The 2,203-nt window shown below is 46.3% G+C and carries 3 protein-coding genes and 1 pseudogene; 2 read left to right on the top strand and 2 right to left on the bottom strand.

What is annotated here, in order from left to right:
• Positions 1-4: 4 nt before the first annotated feature.
• Together HMPREF2794_RS26015 and HMPREF2794_RS26010 are read left to right on the top strand one after the other, a co-directional pair.
• Positions 5-1,174, top strand: coding sequence for a TraM recognition domain-containing protein (locus HMPREF2794_RS26015; RefSeq protein ID WP_083312197.1), 1,170 nt, complete (start codon positions 5-7; stop codon positions 1,172-1,174).
• 115 nt (positions 1,175-1,289) lie between these two features.
• Positions 1,290-1,685 (top strand): hypothetical protein, encoded by a 396-nt coding sequence (locus tag HMPREF2794_RS26010; RefSeq protein WP_070753091.1) that lies wholly within the window; start codon positions 1,290-1,292, stop codon positions 1,683-1,685.
• A 30-nt stretch (positions 1,686-1,715) separates the two neighbouring features.
• Here HMPREF2794_RS26010 and HMPREF2794_RS26005 read toward each other — a convergent pair whose 3' ends face one another.
• On the bottom strand, positions 1,716-2,000 hold the full coding sequence (locus HMPREF2794_RS26005) for an immunity 17 family protein (RefSeq protein WP_008627683.1): 285 nt from the start codon (positions 1,998-2,000) through the stop codon (positions 1,716-1,718).
• Between the two features lie 117 nt (positions 2,001-2,117).
• A pseudogene (locus HMPREF2794_RS30045) lies at positions 2,118-2,203 on the bottom strand (SMI1/KNR4 family protein); the annotation flags it as partial.

Raw genomic sequence — 2,203 nt, 5'->3', positions numbered from 1 at the left:
TGAGTTGCTTGAGCCGTATGAGGGGAAACTCTCACGTACGGTTCTTAGGGGAGAAGGGGGCAGTAATGCCCTTGACTTACCCGATATTTCCAAGCAGGGCGATTTCTTCGTAGAATCGCCTATCATTCTGTTAGCCAGTATTATATGGTATCTCAAAATCTACAAGAACGGCAAGTATTGCACCTTTCCCCATGCCATCGAGTTCCTGAACCGCAAGTACGCCGACATTTTCCCCATCCTCACCTCGTACCCGGAGCTGGAGAATTACCTTTCTCCCTTCATGGACGCATGGGAATCCTCGGCGGTGGAGCAGTTGCAGGGGCAGATTGCCAGTGCCAAGATACCGCTTTCCCGCATGATTTCCCCGGCGCTCTACTGGGTGATGACGGCGGACGATTTCACCCTCGACATCAACAATCCCGAAGAGCCGAAAGTGCTCGTAGTCGGTAACAATCCCGACAGGCAGGGTATCTACGGGGCGGCATTGGGACTGTACAACTCCCGCATCGTGAAGCTCATCAACAAGAAGAAACGGCTCAAATCCGCCGTGATTATCGACGAGCTGCCCACCATCTATATGCGTGGGCTGGATAATCTCATTGCCACCGCCCGAAGCAACAAGGTAGCCGTCATGCTCGGCTTTCAGGATTTCAGCCAGTTGAAGCGTGATTATGGAGACAAAGAGTCCGCTGTAATCTGCAATACCGTCGGCAATGTCTTTGCAGGACAGGTAGTTGCCGAAACTGCCAAGACGCTCTCCGAGCGTTTCGGCAAGGTCTTACAGAAACGGCAGAACATGACTATCAACAGGAACGAGACCTCCGTCTCCATCAATACCCAGATGGACAGCCTCATTCCGGCAAGCAAGATTTCCAACCTCACGCAGGGTATGTTCGTCGGGGCGGTAGCCGACAACTTCGACGAGCGTATCGAGCAGAAGATTTTCCATGCCGAGATTGTCGTGGACAACGAGCAGGTCAAGCGGGAGACCGCCCGCTACGTGAAGATTCCGCAGATCATCGACTTCACCGACAAGGACGGCAACGACACCATGCAGCAGCAGATCGACGCCAACTACTACCGCATCAAGAACGAGGTCAGGCAGATTGTCGCCGACGAGATCGGGCGTATCAAGGCAGACCCGGAGCTGTCGCACCTGATTAAGGACAAGTGAGGATAAAAATACCCCGTCGGCTTGTTCTTGCCGACGGGGTATTTTTTATTTTGCGTGGTGTTTTTCGGTATGAAGTAATGATTAAGTGAGCAAAATACATTATTTTTGTAATGATATGGATAAGGATAATCGCAAATACCGGATCTGCTTCATCGACTATATGTGGTATGTAGCCGAGATATGGCACGAAAGGGAGCATACCAACCTTAACGGGCGTATGCTGTTGTTCTTTTGCTGGCTCTTTGCCATACTCGTACCGCTTGGAACACCGTTGATGTTTCGCTATTTCAGTTGGATTGTTGCTTTTGCCGTAGTGATGATGCTCTGCTTTCTTCCCGACTTGTTCTGCCAGCTCCGCTACACAGCCGGGCGGCGTGAAGCGCTCCGTGAATATTACGGAAAACTGAAACATCCCGGCAGGAAGCTCGCAAAAATAGTCCTTATCGCTATCACCCTGACCGTGGTGAATGTCGCACTGATGTTTCACTTCAGGTTTATACATTGGGCATGATAAACGGTAAGAGAATAAGCATCGGTTCTATCATACCTTAATATAAATATAAATCATAATCAATAAACAGATAGTTATAAATACCCCTAACCAAAAACGGAAAGTAGTAGGACCTAATTCTTCGAGTAACTTGTTCCATCCATAAGAACCGTTCCCCTTATACGTCCACTTCCAATTGAATATAAGCCCGATGAGCCAAATTGACAATAAAAATATACCAATTAAATGACCTACTTTAGGATTTGATTGAATATATTGGGCTAAATTTGATAGTAGCCCTTCAAAATTCTGATATATGTTGTTCAGCCATTCCATTTACTTATAATATTATATTTACACAGAAATACTCATGGGATTCTTTAGATGCAGTCACCGTTTTTTTTATTAGCTGACAATCAATCTTTCAGAGAGATTTATCTGCTTATTATAACCTTATTTGAAATTTGTCAGTATATCGTTCTTTTCATTGGAAGACAACATTTCCAATAAATGATTAAAGCTATCGCAAACAAATTCTG

The sequence above is a fragment of the Bacteroides sp. HMSC067B03 genome, from assembly GCF_001811315.1.
GTDB lineage: Bacteria > Bacteroidota > Bacteroidia > Bacteroidales > Bacteroidaceae > Bacteroides > Bacteroides faecis.
Note: the sequence above shows the minus strand (reverse complement) of the source record. Positions and strands in the feature narration are given on the sequence as shown.